Annotated in this window: 16 protein-coding genes; 9 read left to right on the top strand and 7 right to left on the bottom strand. The window is 71.7% G+C overall.

Going from position 1 to position 13761, the window contains the following annotated elements; translation table 11 throughout:
• Positions 1 to 138 precede the first annotated feature (138 nt).
• A complete protein-coding gene (mce, locus tag ACZ5D2_RS05415) occupies positions 139 to 567 on the bottom strand; it encodes a methylmalonyl-CoA epimerase (protein WP_030235855.1) in 429 nt (142 codons plus the stop codon).
• 135 nt (positions 568 to 702) lie between these two features.
• Between mce and ACZ5D2_RS05410 the strand changes: the two genes are divergently transcribed.
• Together ACZ5D2_RS05410 and meaB are read left to right on the top strand one after the other, a co-directional pair.
• Positions 703 to 1905 carry an acetyl-CoA C-acetyltransferase gene (locus ACZ5D2_RS05410; protein ID WP_468927364.1) on the top strand — a complete coding sequence of 401 codons (1203 nt, stop codon included), beginning with the start codon at positions 703 to 705 and terminating at the stop codon, positions 1903 to 1905.
• A gap of 8 nt (positions 1906 to 1913) precedes the next feature.
• The gene (gene meaB, locus ACZ5D2_RS05405) at positions 1914 to 2876 is read left to right on the top strand and encodes a methylmalonyl Co-A mutase-associated GTPase MeaB (RefSeq protein ID WP_371676627.1); all 963 of its coding nucleotides are present in this window, start codon (positions 1914 to 1916) and stop codon (positions 2874 to 2876) included.
• 161 nt (positions 2877 to 3037) lie between these two features.
• Here meaB and ACZ5D2_RS05400 read toward each other — a convergent pair whose 3' ends face one another.
• The 4 genes from ACZ5D2_RS05400 to ACZ5D2_RS05385 form a co-directional block, all read right to left on the bottom strand.
• Positions 3038 to 3514 (bottom strand): MarR family winged helix-turn-helix transcriptional regulator, encoded by a 477-nt coding sequence (locus ACZ5D2_RS05400; protein ID WP_030235875.1) that lies wholly within the window; start codon positions 3512 to 3514, stop codon positions 3038 to 3040.
• 67 nt (positions 3515 to 3581) lie between these two features.
• Positions 3582 to 4385 (bottom strand): AIM24 family protein, encoded by an 804-nt coding sequence (locus ACZ5D2_RS05395; RefSeq protein WP_468927584.1) that lies wholly within the window; start codon positions 4383 to 4385, stop codon positions 3582 to 3584.
• An 11-nt stretch (positions 4386 to 4396) separates the two neighbouring features.
• Entirely contained in the window at positions 4397 to 5047 is a 651-nt protein-coding gene (locus ACZ5D2_RS05390) for an AIM24 family protein (RefSeq protein ID WP_266842351.1), read from the bottom strand.
• Positions 5047 to 5685, bottom strand: a complete 639-nt coding sequence (locus tag ACZ5D2_RS05385) for an AIM24 family protein (protein WP_266842352.1) — start codon at positions 5683 to 5685, stop codon at positions 5047 to 5049. Before ACZ5D2_RS05385 ends, ACZ5D2_RS05390 begins: the two co-directional genes overlap by 1 nt.
• Before the next feature lie 162 nt (positions 5686 to 5847).
• On the opposite strand from ACZ5D2_RS05385, the gene ACZ5D2_RS05380 reads away from it, so the two are divergent.
• Positions 5848 to 6192, top strand: a complete 345-nt coding sequence (locus ACZ5D2_RS05380; protein WP_371676625.1) for a DUF3817 domain-containing protein — start codon at positions 5848 to 5850, stop codon at positions 6190 to 6192.
• On the top strand, positions 6189 to 6485 hold the full coding sequence (locus ACZ5D2_RS05375) for an MTH1187 family thiamine-binding protein (protein ID WP_371676624.1): 297 nt from the start codon (positions 6189 to 6191) through the stop codon (positions 6483 to 6485). Before ACZ5D2_RS05380 ends, ACZ5D2_RS05375 begins: the two co-directional genes overlap by 4 nt.
• 15 nt (positions 6486 to 6500) lie before the next feature.
• Here the strand turns inward: ACZ5D2_RS05375 and ACZ5D2_RS05370 are convergent, their stop codons facing one another.
• A complete protein-coding gene (locus tag ACZ5D2_RS05370) occupies positions 6501 to 7499 on the bottom strand; it encodes an ArsR/SmtB family transcription factor (RefSeq protein WP_371676623.1) in 999 nt (332 codons plus the stop codon).
• A 70-nt stretch (positions 7500 to 7569) separates the two neighbouring features.
• Here ACZ5D2_RS05370 and ACZ5D2_RS05365 point away from each other — a divergent pair, with 70 nt between their 5' ends.
• From ACZ5D2_RS05365 to ACZ5D2_RS05350, 4 genes are all read left to right on the top strand, one after another.
• A complete protein-coding gene (locus tag ACZ5D2_RS05365) occupies positions 7570 to 8940 on the top strand; it encodes an MFS transporter (RefSeq protein WP_468927357.1) in 1371 nt (456 codons plus the stop codon).
• Positions 8941 to 8983: 43 nt separating this feature from the next.
• Complete coding sequence (locus tag ACZ5D2_RS05360; protein ID WP_371676621.1) at positions 8984 to 9538, top strand: MarR family winged helix-turn-helix transcriptional regulator; 555 nt, start codon at positions 8984 to 8986, stop codon at positions 9536 to 9538.
• 10 nt (positions 9539 to 9548) lie between these two features.
• Positions 9549 to 9878, top strand: a complete 330-nt coding sequence (locus ACZ5D2_RS05355; RefSeq protein WP_371676620.1) for a DUF3817 domain-containing protein — start codon at positions 9549 to 9551, stop codon at positions 9876 to 9878.
• Between the two features lie 86 nt (positions 9879 to 9964).
• The gene (locus ACZ5D2_RS05350; RefSeq protein ID WP_371676619.1) at positions 9965 to 11665 is read left to right on the top strand and encodes an acyl-CoA mutase large subunit family protein; all 1701 of its coding nucleotides are present in this window, start codon (positions 9965 to 9967) and stop codon (positions 11663 to 11665) included.
• A 120-nt stretch (positions 11666 to 11785) separates the two neighbouring features.
• On the opposite strand, the gene ACZ5D2_RS05345 is transcribed toward ACZ5D2_RS05350, so the two are convergent.
• On the bottom strand, positions 11786 to 12424 hold the full coding sequence (locus tag ACZ5D2_RS05345) for a TetR/AcrR family transcriptional regulator (RefSeq protein ID WP_371676618.1): 639 nt from the start codon (positions 12422 to 12424) through the stop codon (positions 11786 to 11788).
• 238 nt (positions 12425 to 12662) lie between these two features.
• Here ACZ5D2_RS05345 and ACZ5D2_RS05340 point away from each other — a divergent pair, with 238 nt between their 5' ends.
• Positions 12663 to 13655 (top strand): tetratricopeptide repeat protein, encoded by a 993-nt coding sequence (locus ACZ5D2_RS05340; RefSeq protein ID WP_371676617.1) that lies wholly within the window; start codon positions 12663 to 12665, stop codon positions 13653 to 13655.
• Positions 13656 to 13761: the final 106 nt, after the last annotated feature.

The following is a 13761-nucleotide window of genomic DNA, read 5'->3' as shown; positions in this document are numbered from 1 at the left end:
TTGAGCATCGCTCGCCCGCTGAACGACGCCCCCGGGGAATGGTGTCAGATACCGGGGCAGGGGTTCGGGCCCCGACCCCGTCTCCGCACCGAACCCCGGCCGAGCCAGTGCCACTCTACCGGCCGGGGAATGGGGGCATCAGTGATCAGGGTTGCTGGTGACCAGTTCGGTCAGGACTCCGTGGCAGTCCTTGGGGTGGAGGAAGGTGATCCGGGAGCCCATGGAGCCGGTTCGCGGCTCGTCGTAGAGGACCCGGACGCCCTTGCCGCGGATGGCTTCGGAGTCGCCGTCGACGTCCGCGGTGCCGAAGGCGATGTGGTGGACGCCCTCGCCGTTCTTGGCCAGCCACTTGCCCACCGCGGAGTCCTCGCGGGTGGGCTCCAGGAGCTGGAGGTAGGAGGCCCCGCCGTCGGAGGTCTCGTTGATCTTGAGCATGGCCTCGCGTACGCCCTGCTCCTCGTTGATCTCGGTGTGGAACACCTCGAAGCCGTACGTGGCACGGTAGAACTCGACGGTCTTGTCGAGGTCGAAGCAGGCGATCCCGATGTGGTCGATTCTTGTCAGCATGGGACCAGTCCACCGCCGCGGAGGGTGGTTACGCAACGTGCCAGCGATCACACCGACTGCCCGGTGACGGCGCGGGTACCGCTCAGTACATTCAGGTAAACCCTCGTTCACTCCTCATCCAAGGGGCTGTGCCTCATGTCCGGAACGAACAACACCACTTCAGTGATCGTCGCCGGGGCCCGCACGCCCATGGGGCGTCTGCTCGGCTCGCTGAAGTCCTTCTCGGGCGCCGACCTCGGCGGATTCGCCATCAAGTCGGCGCTGGAACGGGCCGGCATCTCCGGCGACCAGGTCCAGTACGTGATCATGGGCCAGGTGCTCCAGGCCGGCGCGGGCCAGATCCCCGCCCGCCAGGCCGCCGTCAAGGCGGGCATCCCGATGAACGTGCCCGCGCTCACCATCAACAAGGTGTGCCTCTCGGGCCTCGACGCGATCGCGCTGGCGGACCAGCTCATCCGCGCCGGCGAATTCGACATCGTGGTCGCGGGCGGCCAGGAGTCGATGACCAACGCCCCGCACCTGCTGCCGAAGTCCCGCGAGGGCTTCAAGTACGGCGCCATCGGGATGCTGGACGCGATGGCCCACGACGGCCTCACCGACGCCTTCGAGAACATCGCGATGGGCGAGTCCACCGAGAAGCACAACACCCGGCTGGGCATCGAGCGCGCCCCGCAGGACGCGTTCGCGGCCGCCTCCCACCAGCGGGCCGCCGCCGCGCAGAAGAACGGCGTCTTCGAGGCCGAGATCACCCCGGTCGAGATTCCGCAGCGCAAGGGCGACCCGGTGCTGTTCGTGGCGGACGAGGGCATCCGCGCGGAGACCACCGTGGAGTCGCTCGGCAAGCTGCGGCCGGCCTTCGCCAAGGACGGGACGATCACCGCCGGCACCTCCTCGCAGATCTCCGACGGCGCGGCCGCCGTGGTCGTGATGAGCAAGGCCAAGGCCGAGGAGCTGGGCCTGGAGTGGATCGCCGAGATCGGCGCCCACGGCAACGTGGCCGGTCCGGACAACTCCCTCCAGTCGCAGCCCTCGAACGCGATCCTGCACGCCCTGAAGAAGGAGGGCCTGGAGGTCTCCGACCTGGACCTCATCGAGATCAACGAGGCCTTCGCGGCGGTCGCCGTGCAGTCAATGAAGGACCTCGGCGTGACCCCGGAAAAGGTGAACGTCAACGGTGGCGCCATTGCGCTGGGGCACCCCATCGGCATGTCCGGTGCCCGCGTGGTGCTGCACCTGGCGCTGGAGCTCAAGCGCCGGGGCGGCGGCGTGGGCGCGGCCGCGCTGTGCGGTGGCGGCGGCCAGGGCGACGCCCTCGTGATCCGCGTCCCGAAGGCGTAGGTGCGCGGATGACGACGGTGGACGTCCCCACGCTGGTGGCGCAGGCCCGCGAGGGCCGGCCGCGGGCCGTGGCCCGGCTGATCTCACTGGTCGAGGGGGCGTCCCCGCACCTGCGCGAGGTGATGGCCGCCCTGGCCCCGCTGACCGGTGGCGCGTACGTGGTCGGCCTGACCGGCTCGCCCGGTGTCGGCAAGTCGACCTCGACCTCGGCGCTCGTCACGGCCTACCGCAAGGCCGGCAAGCGGGTCGGCGTGCTGGCCGTGGACCCGTCCTCGCCCTTCTCGGGCGGGGCGCTCCTCGGCGACCGGGTCCGGATGTCGGACCACGCCTCCGACCCGGGGGTCTACATCCGCTCGATGGCGACCCGCGGGCACCTCGGCGGCCTGGCCTGGGCCGCCCCGCAGGCGATCCGGGTGCTGGACGCGGCGGGCTGCGACGTGATCCTGGTCGAGACGGTGGGCGTCGGTCAGTCCGAGGTGGAGATCGCCTCGCAGGCCGACACCTCGGTGGTGCTGCTGGCGCCCGGGATGGGCGACGGGATCCAGGCCGCGAAGGCCGGAATCCTGGAGATCGGCGACGTGTACGTGGTGAACAAGGCGGACCGGGACGGCGCGGACGCGACGGCCCGGGAGCTCAACCACATGCTGGGGCTCGGCGAGTCCCGGGGACCGGACGACTGGCGGCCCCCGATCGTCAAGACGGTCGCGGCGCGCGGGCAGGGCATCGACGAGCTGGTCGAGGCCCTGGAGAAGCACCGGGCCTGGATGGACGAGCACGGGGTGCTGGACGGGCGCCGTGCGGCGCGTGCGGCCCGCGAGGTGGAGACGATCGCGATCACCACCCTGCGCGGCCGGCTGGCCGACCTGCACGGGGACGCGCGGCTCGACGCGCTGGCCGTACGGGTCGCCGCGGGCGAGCTGGACCCGTACGCGGCGGCGGACGCCCTGCTGGACGGCCTCACGGAGGCCTGAGCGGGGCCGGGGGCCCGAGGGGGAGGTGGCGGGGGCGGCGGCCGGGTGGCGCCGCCCCCGCACCGGCGTTCCGGGCGGGTCGGCCGTTGTCGCCGTCGCCGTCGCCGTCGCCGGCGGAAGCCCGGCGGCGGCAGGGCCGCGGCCGGGCCGGCGGGGTCCGGCTACACCTTCCCGCGGTTCTCGCGCAGGTGCTCCGCGACGGGGCGCAGCGATTCGCGCAGGGCCGCCAGGGCCTGAGGCGGCAGCAGGTCGATGAAGTGCTCCCGCACCGATGCCACGTGGTGCGGGGCCACCTTGCGCATGGTGTCCATGCCCTCGTCCGTGAGCACCGCGTACAGGCCGCGGCGGTCGGACTCGCAGTTCACCCGGCGCACCAGGCCCGCCGTCTCCATGCGGGTGATCTGGTGGGACAGCCGGCTCTTGGACTGCAGCGTGGCGGTGGCCAGATCGCTCATGCGCATCCGGTGGCCGTCCGACTCCGAGAGGTTCACGAGGATCTCGTAGTCGTTGTTGGTGAGCCCGAAGGGCTGGAGATCCTTTTCCAGCTGGTGCATCAGCAGTCTGCTGACGTCCAGATGGGTGCGCCAGGCGCACTGCTCGGCGTCGGTCAGCCAGCGGGTGGCCGTCTCGGTCTCGATGGTCTCCATGAATGAACTCTACCTAAGAAGTTGAATTACGTACAAAAATAGGAAGATGTGCGGAGTCTCACAGTCCGAGTCGCCGCTGGAGGTCTCCCAGCTGCCCCGGCATCCGCGGCACGCCCAGCTGACCCAGCGGGCCCTGGCCGGCCCCCGGAACGCCCTGGGCGTTGCCCGTGGCCGCACCGGCGCCCACCGCACCCACCGACTGCTCCGCCATCAGCATCTCCGACGACTGGAGCAGAACCGTCCCCGCCCCGACGAACTCGAACTGGTGCTCCTCGCCCGAGGTGCCGCCGAGTCCCGTGAGCGAACGCAGTCCGCCCATCACGCCCGTCATGTATCCGTGGTCGTAGTGGTGGCACGGGGACGGGCAGTCCGCCCAGCCCACCAGGGCCTGCGGGTCCACGCGCAGCGGCGGTTCCATGAACACCACCGGTCCGTTGGACGCAGCCACGAACTTCCCGGTTCCGATCAGCGTCAGGAAGCCCGGGACGATGGACTGCTTGAGGGCGAGCGTGGGCTGGTAGGCGAGGAGGTTCCCCGACCGGATGGTCAGGTTGCCGTCGTCCAGGTCGTACGAGTTCACGTCGAAGGCGCGGTCGGCCAGGAGCATCTTGCCCTGCCCCTCGGCCACCACCCAGTCGCTCGCGTGCAGGGGCGAGTGGAAACTGGTGCGCAGCAGCCGGTCGAAGCGGCCGTTGCCGATGCCGTTGAAGTCGATGCGCCCGTAGTAGGCGATCATCTTGCCCTTCTGCAGGAACCACTGGCTCCCCTTGAGCTCCACGCAGAAGGTGTAGGAGTTCACGTTGTCGTCGGAGGGCAGGGTGTGCGGGTCGAAGACCGTCGGGCCGCCCGGTCCGCCGGTCACGGGACCAAAGTTCACAGCTTCTCCTCCGAGGCCTGTACGAAGACGGCGCCCTGTCCGGACAGCTCCAGCTGGAACGCCTCGCCCGAACCGCGGCCGACCATGTCCCGCCAGCCCAGGGCGGCGGAGAGCTTGTTCCTGACGTCCCCGTGGTGGGCCACGTACGCCTGCGGGTCGACGTGGACCGGCCGGTTCGGGGTGATGGGGAGTTCCAGGACTCCGCCGTGGGCCATCACGGCGACCGCGCCGTGGCCCTTGAGGGTGGTCGTGAACAGGCCCTGGCCGGTCACCTGGCCGCGCACCATGCCCATGACGCCGCCCTGCGAGCCCATGAACATCGTCCCCTGCTGGAGGGTGCCGTCGAAGGCGAGCAGCCGGTCGGCCTCCACGTAGAGGGTCTCGCCCGAGAGGTTGACGACCTGGACGTGGTGGCCGCCGTGGCCGAACATCACGGTGCCGCTGCCCTCCACGGCCATCAGGGGCGTCTGCTCGTTCGCCACCCGGCGTCCGATCATGCCCATCACGCCGCCCTGACCGCCCGTCAGGCTCGGGGTGAAGGAGACGTCGCCGCGGTAGGCCAGCATCGCCCCGCGCTGGCTGTACAGCTTCTGCCCGGGGATGACCTGGGCCTCGATCATCTTCGAGTTGATCTCGCGGAACGGCATCAGACGTCGCCCCCGATGGTGTTGCGCTCGCTGGGCTGCACGTAGACCAGGCCCTCGCCCTCGAAGCGGATCTGGAAGGCCTCTCCGGACCCCTCGCCGATCAGGGTGCGGAAGGTCACGCCGGACTGGAAGGACTGCTGGAGGTTCCCGGTGTGCGCGATGTACGCGCCCGGGTCCACCGACAGCGGGTACTGGGCGCTGACGCGCAGCACCACCGCCGGGCCGTCGGACATGATCGCCGCCTGGCCCGAGCCCTCGACCGTCGTCGTGAACAGGCCGTTGCCCGTGGTCGCGCCGCGCAGGCCGGTGAACGTGGTGCCGGTGCGCAGGCCGGCGTCGGTGCACAGCAGGTTGCTGGACTCGACGTGCAGCTTCTCGCCGCGCAGATTGACCAGATTGATCTCACTCGCCCGGTCCGCGAAGTAGCAGGTGCCGTGTCCCTGCACCTCCATCACGGTCATCTGTTCACCCGTCAGGCGACGGGTCACCATTCCGCGGAGGCCTTCGCCACCGCCGGTCATCTTCTTGAAGGCCATCTGGCCGTCGTACGCGACCATGGCGCCGTTTTTGGCTTTCACGGCGTCACCGGTCAGGTCGACGGCGAGCACCTTGCTGCCTTGGAGTCGGAACTGAGCCACGGGGACGAAGGTATCGGCAGCGGACGGGCCCGAACAGTGTCCCGTGGCCGATATGCGCCACACTCTCCCGACTCCGGGGGATCCGGGGGACCCGCCACAAGATCTTCCGTGACGGCTGAGACACTGGGACGGACCCCCGGCCTCCACCCGCGAAGGTTCCACGTGGACATCAAGACCGCTTCCGCCCTGCACCGGCTGCGCCTCATCTCCGTTCCGGAAGCCCTGTCGTTCCCGGCGCTGCTGATCTTCGGCTCGCTGCTCAGCCGGGTGTCGGACATCGACTACCTGATGATGCCGCTCGGGATCCTGCACGGGATCCTGTTCGTGATCTACGCGATCTTCCTGCTCGACGTGTGGAACAAGGCGAAGTGGCCGGCCAAGAAGGTGGCCCTGTTCTTCCTGTTCGCGCTGCTGCCCTTCGGCGGCCTCTACGGGGACAGGCTGCTCAAGCGCGACGAGGCCGACAGCGTCATCGCGGCCCGCGCCCGTGAGGCGGCCCAGGCGTGATCGTCGCGTTCTCGGTCACTCCGCTGGGGGTCGGCGAAGAGGTCGGCGAGTACGTCGCCGACGCGGTCCGCGTGGTGCGCGAGTCCGGGCTGCCGAACCGCACCGACGCCATGTTCACCACCGTGGAAGGACCTTGGGACGAGGTCATGGACGTGGTCCGGCGCGCGGTGGCCGCCGTGGAGGAACGGGCCCCGAGGGTGTCCTTCATCCTCAAGGCCGACATCCGGCCCGGCATCACCGACGGGATGACCTCGAAGATCGAGACGGTGGAACGCCACCTCGCCCAGGGCTGAGCGCCGCGGCGCCGGCTACGGGGCGCAGCCGGCCGCCAGCGCGATGGCCAGGGGCGTGCGTTCGTAGAGGACCTGGTGGCCGTGGCGGGACGGGATCAGCAGACCCGCCGCGCGCAGTGCCTTCAGGTGGGCCGAGACCGTCGAGGGCGCCAGGCCCAGGCGGTGCGCGAGGGCCGTCGTGGAGGCGGGCTCGTGCAGTGCGCACAGCACCTCGGCGCGGGCCCGGCCCAACAGCCCGGCCAGCGCGCTCGGGGCCGGTCCGTCCGAGGCCGTCCACAGGGCGCCGATGCCCCGGGCCGGATACACCAGCGTGGGCTGCCACGGGGGGTCGTATCCGCCGACCACCTCCGGCCAGACGAAGGCGCTCGGCATCAGGAGCAGCCCCTGGCCGCCGAGTGCGCGGTCGTGGTGGGCCCGGCGCTCGACGGTCAGCGTGTTCGTCCCGCCGTCCCAGCGCAGATCGGGGTGGAGGCCGTCGAACAGCGCCTCCAGCCCGCCCGCCGCCAGCCGCCGGGAGTGGAACAGGACGTCCGCCTCCAGCAGGGCCCGCAGCCGGGGCCAGTGCGGGGCGACCAGGGCCCGCCAGGCCGCCTCGGTCAGATCGGCCAGCTCCGCCACCGCCCGGCCCGGATCCGCCAGCATCCGCCGCCCGGCGGCGCTCTCCAGGGCGCCCGGGGTGCAGGCCAGGGAGCGGCGCAGGTCCTCGTGGGCCGCCTCCGGCCGGCCGGCCGCCGCGCGCACCCGCGCCATCTCCTCCTCGAAGGTCGGGGACGGTCCCGTCGGGGGAGGGCTCAGCAGGTCGGGGTGGTGCCCCCGGCGCGGCATCAGCAGCCACAGCGGACGCAGGTCCAGGCCGGCCGCGGCGGCGCGGATCCGGCTCAGCCAGGGCAGGTGGTACGCCTGCCGCTCCGGGCGCATCAGGACCCGTACCGCCTCCTGCGTCTCCCAGCGCGGGGAGACCCCGAAGCGGCAGCGCAGCAGATCGGCCGGGCCGAAGCGGAAGTGGTTCCCCATGGCGGCCCCTTCGATTCGCCCGGTGCCGAATGTCTACCGGCCCACCCTAGGCGGGCCGAGGCTGACCCCCATGCCCACTCCCACCCCTCCCCCCGGCCCCGCCCGGCCGCCCGCCCCGCCGGGCTCCGCGCCCGCGCCGACGCCTGCGCCCGGCTCCCCTCCGTCCCCTGCGCCCCGTTCGGGTCCGGTCTCCGGTCCCGGGGCCGTACCGCGCCGGCAGGGCGACGGGTACCGTGCGGTGTTCCGGGTCCGGGAGTTCCGGGTCGTGTTCCTCGCGCACCTGCTGTCGCTGCTCGGGGTCGTCGTCGCCGAGATCTCCCTCACCGTCCTGGTCTACCGCGCCACCGGCTCCGCCCTGATGAGCGCGCTCACCTTCGCCCTCGGGTTCCTGCCCCACGCCCTCGGCGGCACCCTCCTCGCCCCCCTCGCCGACCGCCGCCCCGCCCGCAGGGTCCTCGTCGCCTGCGACCTGCTCTGCGCCGCCTGCGCGGCCGCCATGGTCTGGCCGGGGACCCCGGTCGCCGCGATCCTGGTCCTGCGCTGCGCCATGGCCTTCGTCGCCCCGCTGTTCCAGGGCGCCCGCAGCGCCTCCCTCGCCGACGTCCTCGGCACCGGCGAGGCCTTCGTCCTCGGCCGCTCTCTGCTGCGCATGGTCTCCCAGGGCGCCCAGCTCACCGGCTTCGGCCTCGGCGGGCTCCTGCTCACCGTCCTCGCCCCGCGCGGGGCGATCGCCCTCACCGCGGCGGGGTTCCTCGCCTCCGCGCTGCTGCTGCGCCTGGGCACCCGCGACCGGCCCGCCCGCGCCGGCACCGTCGTCGGCGGGTCCCCCCTCGACGGGATCCGCGCCGTCTTCGGTGACCGGCGGCTGCGCGTCCTGACCCTGCTGTGCTGGCTGCCGCCCGCCTTCGCCGTCGTGCCCGAGGCCCTCCTGACGCCCTACGCGGACGGCATCGGCGCGGGCACCGCCACCCTCGGCGTGCTCATGTGCGCACTGCCCGTCGGCTCCGTCGCCGGTGAACTCTGGGCCGGCTCGGCCCTCACCGCCCGAACGCGCTCGCGGATCACCGCCCCGCTGGCGGCCGTCGCGTCGCTCCCGCTCCTCGTCTACGCCGTCCGGCCCGGCGCCCCCGTCCTCCTCGGGGTGCTCCTGCTGGCCGGGCTCACCCACGCCTACACCATCGGCCTCGACCGGATGTTCGTGGACGCCGTCCCCGAAGCGCTGCGCGGCCGGGCGATGACCCTGCTCAGCACCGGCCTGATGACCCTCCAGGGCGTCGGCATGGCGCTCGCCGGGGCCGCTGCCGAGTTCCTCCCGGCGCACGTGGTGGTCACCGGGGCCGCCGTCCTCGGCACGGCCGTCGTCCTGCTCCTGCTTTCCCGGCTGCGCGCCGCCGCGCCCCGTGCGCCCCGCGCGCTCCACGCGCCCCGGGCCGAGGAGTGAGACGGGGCTGACCGCCAAATGACCGCCCGGTAGGGTCTGGTGGATGCCCAAGCCGCTCAGCCTCCCCTTCGACCCCATCGCCCGCGCCGACGAACTCTGGCGCCGGCGCTGGGGTCCCGTGCCCTCCATGGCCGCGATCACCTCGATCATGCGGGCCCACCAGATCCTGCTGGCCGAGGTCGACGCGGTGGTGAAGCCGTACGGACTGACCTTCGCCCGCTACGAGGCGCTGGTGCTGCTGACCTTCTCCCAGGCGGGGGAGCTCCCGATGTCGAAGATCGGCGAGCGCCTGATGGTCCACCCGACCTCGGTGACGAACACCGTGGACCGGCTGATGCGGTCCGGCCTGGTGGCCAAGCGCCCCAACCCGCACGACGGCCGCGGCACGCTCGCGTCCATCACGGAGAAGGGCCGGGAGGTCGTCGAGGCGGCGACGAAGGACCTGATGGGCATCGACTTCGGCCTGGGCGCGTACGACGCCGAGGAGTGCGCGGAGATCTTCGCGCTGCTGCGCCCGCTGCGGGTGGCGGCCGCGGACTTCGAGGAGAACCAGCCCCGGGCCGGGGCCGCGTCAAGATCGCGCAAAACGGACGGTTAGGCTCGTGGCCATGAAACGAAGCGTGCTGACCCGCTACCGCGTCATGGCCTACGTGACCGCGGTCATGCTCCTGATCCTCTGTGCCTGCATGGTGGCCAAGTACGGCTTCGACACCGGCGCCGACCTGACCCTGGCGGTCTCGCAGGTCCACGGTGTGCTCTTCATGATCTACCTGGTCTTCGCCTTCGACCTGGGCTCCAAGGCGAAGTGGCCCTTCGGCAAGCTGCTGTGGGTGCTGGCGTCGGGGACCATCCCGCTGGCCGCCTTCTTCGTCGAGCGCACCGTCCGCGCGGACGTCGAGCCGCTGGTCGAGGACGCCCTGGAGCCCGCGAAGGCCTAGAGCCCCACTCGGCCGGACGCCCCGGGGAAGGACTCCCCGGGGTTTCCCATCGACATTTACTAGGACGTCCTAGTAAATTCGTGGGTATGGACGCTGACGCCATCGAGGAGGGCCGCCGACGCTGGCAGGCCCGGTATGACAAGGCCCGCAAGCGCGAGGCCGATTTCACGACGCTCTCCGGAGATGACGTCGACCCCGTCTACGGGCCCCGCCCCGGGGACTCGTACGAGGGGTTCGAGCGCATCGGCTGGCCCGGGGAGTACCCCTACACCCGTGGTCTGCACGCCACCGGCTACCGCGGCCGGACCTGGACCATCCGGCAGTTCGCCGGGTTCGGCAACGCCGAGCAGACCAACGAGCGCTACAAGATGATCCTGGCCGCCGGCGGCGGCGGCCTCTCCGTCGCCTTCGACATGCCCACCCTCATGGGCCGTGACTCCGACGACCCCCGCGCCCTCGGCGAGGTCGGCCACTGCGGCGTGGCCATCGACTCCGCCGCCGACATGGAGGTCCTCTTCAAGGACATCCCGCTCGGCGACGTCACCACCTCGATGACGATCTCCGGGCCCGCCGTACCCGCCTTCTGCATGTACCTGGTCGCCGCCGAGCGCCAGGGAGTCGACCCGGCCGTGCTCAACGGCACGCTCCAGACCGACATCTTCAAGGAGTACATCGCCCAGAAGGAGTGGCTCTTCGAACCCGAGCCGCACCTGCGCCTCATCGGCGACCTCATGGAGTACTGCGCGAACGGCATCCCGGCCTACAAGCCGCTGTCCGTCTCCGGCTACCACATCCGCGAGGCCGGGGCCACGGCGGCGCAGGAGCTCGCCTACACCCTCGCCGACGGCTTCGGCTACGTGGAGCTCGGCCTCTCCCGCGGACTGGACGTCGACCACTTCGCCTCGGGCCTCTCGTTCTTCTTCGACGCGCACCTCGACTTCTTCGAGGAGATCGCCAAGTTCCGCGCCGCCCGCCGCATCTGGGCCCGCTGGATGAAGGAGGTCTACGGGGCGAAGTCCGACAAGGCCATGTGGCTGCGCTTCCACACCCAGACGGCCGGTGTCTCCCTCACCGCCCAGCAGCCGTACAACAACGTCGTGCGCACCGCCGTCGAAGCCCTCGCGGCCGTCCTCGGCGGCACCAACTCCCTGCACACCAACGCCCTCGACGAGACCCTCGCCCTCCCCAGCGAGCAGGCCGCCGAGATCGCGCTGCGCACGCAGCAGGTGCTGATGGAGGAGACCGGCGTCGCCAACGTGGCCGACCCGCTGGGCGGCTCCTGGTACGTCGAGCAGCTCACCGACCGCATCGAGGCCGACGCCGAGAAGATCTTCGAGCAGATCAAGGAGCGCGGCCTGCGCGCCCACCCGGACGGGCAGCACCCGATCGGGCCGATCACCTCGGGCATCCTGCGCGGCATCGAGGACGGCTGGTTCACCGGGGAGATCGCCGAGTCGGCGTTCCAGTACCAGCGCGCCCTGGAGAAGGGCGACAAGCGGGTCGTCGGCGTCAACGTCCACCACGGCTCGGTCACCGGCGACCTGGAGATCCTCCGCGTCAGCCACGAGGTGGAGCGGGTCCAGGTCCAGGAGCTGGCCGAGCGCAAGGGCCGCCGCGACGACGCCAAGGTGAGCGCGGCGCTCGAATCGATGCTCGCCGCCGCCCGCGACGGCTCGAACATGATCCCGGCCATGCTGGACGCCGTACGGGCCGAGGCCACGCTCGGCGAGATCTGCAACGTCCTGCGCGACGAGTGGGGCACCTACACCGAGCCGCCCGGCTTCTGACGGACGGTCCGCGAGGCCGGTCACGCCCCCGCCGCACGGCGGGGGAGGTGGCCGGTCTTCCGCGTTCCCGGGGACGCGGCCGGTGCCCGGCGCGGGCCGACGTGCCGGGCCGACGGGGCCTCAGGCGGAAGCGGCGCCCCGCAGGCCGTGCATCAGCAGCGAGGTGAAGGCGGACACCCACAGCTCGTCCACCGGCTCGCAGCTGACCAGCGCGCGGTGCACCACCGTGCCCGCGATCACGTCGAAGATCAGGTCCGTGGCAAGGCCGGAGAGGGCCTCGTCCTCCTCGTACGGAAGTTCCCCGCGCGCCTGGGCCCGTTCGCGACCCAGTACGACGAGACGTTTCTGCCGGTCCACGATCGCCGACCGGATCCGCCCCCGCAGCGCCTCGTCCCGGGTGGACTCGGCGACCACCGCCATCAGGGCGGTGCGCGCCTCGGGGCGCCGCAGCAGCTGTGCGAACTGCAGGACCACGTACTCGATGTCGGCTTCGAGCGAGCCCCGGTCCGGGAGTTCCAGCGCGTCGAACAACTCCGCGACCGCGTCCACGACCAGCTCGCTCTTGCCCGCCCAGCGCCGGTAGAGGGTGGTCTTCGCGACGCCCGCGCGGGCCGAGACGTCCCCCATCGTCAGCTTCGACCAGCCCAGCTCCACCAGCGCGTCCCGCGTCGCCGCGAGGATCGCGGCGTCCGCCGCCGCGCTGCGGGGGCGGCCGGTGCGACCGGGCGGGGGGCTCGTACAAGGGCTGGGGTTGCGCATGGCCGAGACCATACCCGTCAGTAGCGGAACCGGCGGGGGGTCGTTCGCTGTGGTTCAGATCACGGGGCGCCCGGGGCCCGGGGGAGTTACGCTACGGCTCGTAGCGAAAGAGCGACAACCACGCGAAGGCTACTGGCGCCAGGTGGGGACCCGGCGCCGCACAACGGTTCGACCGATCAGTGGGACGATCTTTCGGGATCCTTTTCGTCGGCGCGCGCACACGGGGGAGGATGTACGCATGCAGCCCAGAAACATGTCCATGAGCGGCGTCGTCGACCTCGCCGCGGTGAAGGCGGCCGGCGAAGCCAAGGCCAAGGCCGAGCAGGCGCGCGCGGAGGCCGCCCGGCAGGGCGGCGCCGGAGCGGGCGCCGTGCCCGGTGGCGCCGTACCGCCGTCCGCGCTCGTGATCGACGTCGACGAGGCCGGCTTCGAAAGCGACGTCCTCCAGCTCTCCAACGAGGTTCCGGTCGTCCTCGACTTCTGGGCCGAGTGGTGCGAGCCGTGCAAGCAGCTCAGCCCGCTCCTGGAGCGCCTGACCGCCGAGGCGAACGGCCGCTTCGTCCTGGCGAAGATCGACGTCGACGCCAATCAGATGCTGATGCAGCAGTTCGGCATCCAGGGCATCCCGGCCGTCTTCGCCGTCGTGGCCGGCCAGGTGTTGCCGCTGTTCCAGGGCGTGGCTCCGGAGCAGCAGATCCGCGAGACCCTCGCCCAGCTGGTCCAGGTCGCCGAGGAGCGCTTCGGCCTCATCGGCCTCCAGGTGGACCCCGGTGCGCAGGGCGTGGCGGCCGAGCGGGCCCCCGAGCCGGCCGGTCCGTACGACGCCCTGCTGGAAGCGGCCGTCGTCGCCCTGGACGCGGGCGACCTGGGCGGGGCCGTGCAGGCGTACAAGAACGTGCTCGCCGACGACCCGGCCAACACCGAGGCCAAGCTGGGCCTGGCCCAGGCCGAGCTGCTGACCCGGGTGCAGCACCTGAACCCGCAGACCGTGCGCGCCGAGGCGGCCGCCCATCCGAAGGACCCGGCCGCGCAGATGGCGGCGGCCGATCTGGACCTGGCCGGCGGGCACGTCGCCGACGCCTTCGGGCGCCTGGTGGACACCGTCCGGGTCACCTTCGGTGACGAGCGGGACTCCGTACGGGTCAGGCTCCTGGAACTCTTCGAGGTCATCGGCGCGGACGACCCCCGGGTCGCCGCCGCCCGTACCGCGCTGGCGCGCGTGCTGTTCTAGGCAGGGGCCGGGCGCCCCTCCGGGTACCGGCGATTTGTTGACACGTAGATAAACAGCGGCCGCGCTTTACCAAAACTTGGTAATCGCGGCCGCTGTTACTCGCAGT

It is taken from the genome of Streptomyces sp. NPDC031479 (assembly GCF_055581065.1).
This window is presented reverse-complemented; position numbering and strand designations above follow the sequence as displayed.

What these genes read in the sequence shown, in the direction of transcription:
- ACZ5D2_RS05390 (WP_266842351.1), bottom strand. Translation starts at nt 5,047, where the DNA reads ATGCCGTTCCGCGAGATCAACTCGAAGATGATCGAGGCCCAGGTCATC.
- ACZ5D2_RS05350 (WP_371676619.1), top strand. Translation starts at nt 9,965, where the DNA reads ATGGACGCTGACGCCATCGAGGAGGGCCGCCGACGCTGGCAGGCCCGG.
- ACZ5D2_RS05360 (WP_371676621.1), top strand. Translation starts at nt 8,984, where the DNA reads ATGCCCAAGCCGCTCAGCCTCCCCTTCGACCCCATCGCCCGCGCCGAC.
- ACZ5D2_RS05370 (WP_371676623.1), bottom strand. Translation starts at nt 7,499, where the DNA reads ATGGGGAACCACTTCCGCTTCGGCCCGGCCGATCTGCTGCGCTGCCGC.
- meaB (WP_371676627.1), top strand. Translation starts at nt 1,914, where the DNA reads ATGACGACGGTGGACGTCCCCACGCTGGTGGCGCAGGCCCGCGAGGGC.
- ACZ5D2_RS05410 (WP_468927364.1), top strand. Translation starts at nt 703, where the DNA reads ATGTCCGGAACGAACAACACCACTTCAGTGATCGTCGCCGGGGCCCGC.
- ACZ5D2_RS05365 (WP_468927357.1), top strand. Translation starts at nt 7,570, where the DNA reads ATGCCCACTCCCACCCCTCCCCCCGGCCCCGCCCGGCCGCCCGCCCCG.
- ACZ5D2_RS05355 (WP_371676620.1), top strand. Translation starts at nt 9,549, where the DNA reads ATGAAACGAAGCGTGCTGACCCGCTACCGCGTCATGGCCTACGTGACC.
- ACZ5D2_RS05345 (WP_371676618.1), bottom strand. Translation starts at nt 12,424, where the DNA reads ATGCGCAACCCCAGCCCTTGTACGAGCCCCCCGCCCGGTCGCACCGGC.
- ACZ5D2_RS05340 (WP_371676617.1), top strand. Translation starts at nt 12,663, where the DNA reads ATGCAGCCCAGAAACATGTCCATGAGCGGCGTCGTCGACCTCGCCGCG.
- mce (WP_030235855.1), bottom strand. Translation starts at nt 567, where the DNA reads ATGCTGACAAGAATCGACCACATCGGGATCGCCTGCTTCGACCTCGAC.